The sequence below is a fragment of the Hungatella sp. genome (assembly GCF_046966825.1).
In genome coordinates this window covers 1-1670 of sequence record NZ_JBKVCZ010000300.1, presented here as the reverse complement: position 1 = coordinate 1670, position 1670 = coordinate 1, and the positions used below count along the sequence as shown (strand labels likewise).

At 45.3% G+C, this 1670-nt stretch carries 2 protein-coding genes and 1 pseudogene; all 3 read left to right on the top strand.

Features of this window, described 5'->3' with window-relative positions; translation table 11 throughout:
- Nucleotides 1–223 (top strand): annotated as a pseudogene (locus ACLTD4_RS34080) (hypothetical protein); the annotation flags it as partial.
- Between the two features lie 54 nt (nucleotides 224–277).
- Nucleotides 278–1108 carry a secretion protein F gene (locus tag ACLTD4_RS34075; protein ID WP_148511289.1) on the top strand — a complete coding sequence of 277 codons (831 nt, stop codon included), beginning with the start codon at nucleotides 278–280 and terminating at the stop codon, nucleotides 1106–1108.
- A gap of 10 nt (nucleotides 1109–1118) precedes the next feature.
- Nucleotides 1119–1517 carry a DUF4320 family protein gene (locus ACLTD4_RS34070; RefSeq protein WP_148511285.1) on the top strand — a complete coding sequence of 133 codons (399 nt, stop codon included), beginning with the start codon at nucleotides 1119–1121 and terminating at the stop codon, nucleotides 1515–1517.
- Nucleotides 1518–1670 lie beyond the last annotated feature (153 nt).

Genomic DNA, 1670 nt, shown 5'->3' with positions numbered 1-1670 from the left:
AGAACTTGATTTACTGATTTATGAGCCTGTGAAGGAATACATCACTATGGTGATTTTAGTTTTGGGAAGTATTCCGCTTTTGTATTTTCTAAACCAGGAGTGGTATAAAACTCTGATGTTCACAGCCTTTGGAAAAATGCTTCTGGCCATCAGCGGGGGCGTAATTTTTTTCTCCCTTGCCGCTGTTGTGAAGCATACAAAGCCCATCGAGTATAAGCGATAACAGGAGGTTTCGATGCATTATTTTATTTTACTATTATTTGCCTTGAGTTTTTCTATGGGAAATTATTTGATCCTGGCGCATTTATTGAAGATTCCTACCTTTCGAGCCAGGAGAGCCATTTTATCTGTGGGGCGACAAAAGAAAAAGGCGAAAAATTCGGATGCAGCCATCATGGAACTGGCTGTGAAGCTGTCTCCTTTTATGCCTTTGGATGCTTATAAAAGACGAAAATTTGTTATGGTTCTGCATTCAGCAGGGATTAAGGAGACGCCGGAAGTATATCTGGCACAGGCATACGTTAAGTCCGGACTGGTATTTTTAGGAGCGCTGCCGTGCCTGGCTGTGATACCCATATTTGCACCGGCCTTTTTTATTATGGGAATTGGCGTTCTCTTCTCTGAAACCGGCAGAGCAGAAAAGACTGTGAGGGCCAGCCGTGAGGCCATTGAATATGAATTACCAAGGTTTGTGGCTACAATCACACAGGAGCTGGTTGCCAGCCGTGATGTGCTATCGATGCTGGAGACGTATCAGAAAAATGCAGGTCCTGCCCTGAAAAGAGAACTGTTTGTTACAACTGCGGATATGCGGACCGGAAGTTATGAGGCCGCGCTTACCAGAATGGAGTCCAGGGTGTCAAGCGCTATGGTTTCCGATGTGGTTCGAGGACTGATTGGAGTAATACGTGGAGACGACGGTGTGGCTTATTTCCAAATGCTGGGCCACGACATGAAGCAACTGGAAATCCAGCGTTTAAAGAAGCTGGCGTTGGAACGGCCGCCTAAAATCCGGAGATATTCTTTCATGCTGTTGGCTTGTATGCTGATGATCTATATGGGCGTTATGGCGTATCAGATTTTAGGAACTATGTCTGGTATGTTTTAGAGGAGGGAATATGAGAAATGTTTTGAGAGAGAAAAGAGGAGAGGGGTACATTGATATCGCCGTAGGAGTACTCTGCCTGATGCTGGTTATAGCCCTGGCGGTAAGTCTGTTTCCTGTTTTTATGGCGAAACAGCAATTGGACCGTTTTGCCGATGAGATTGTCAGACAGACGGAAATCGTGGGAAGTACCAGTGTGAATCGAAGAATCGAGGAGTTACGGGAGGAGACAGGACTGGACCCGGAGATATCCTGGGATTGTGACTACTTTGAGGGGAGTAAAATCCAGCTTAACGGCGACATTGCAGTAACTTTGACTTGCCAGATTAATCTGGGATTTTTTCAATTTGGATCCTTTCCGGTTGAAATTAGGGCCAGAGCAAGCGGAAAGAGCGAAGTTTATTACAAGTGATGGAGGCAGAATGCGAGAGATCAAGAAACTGGTTAAGAATAAAAATGGAAACACCACGCCCCTTACAATAGCGCTGATTCTGGCACTGCTGTTCATCCTATGCGCTTTGTCAGAGTTTTTCCGCCTCTCTGTGATTGCAAACGGTGTGAGAAA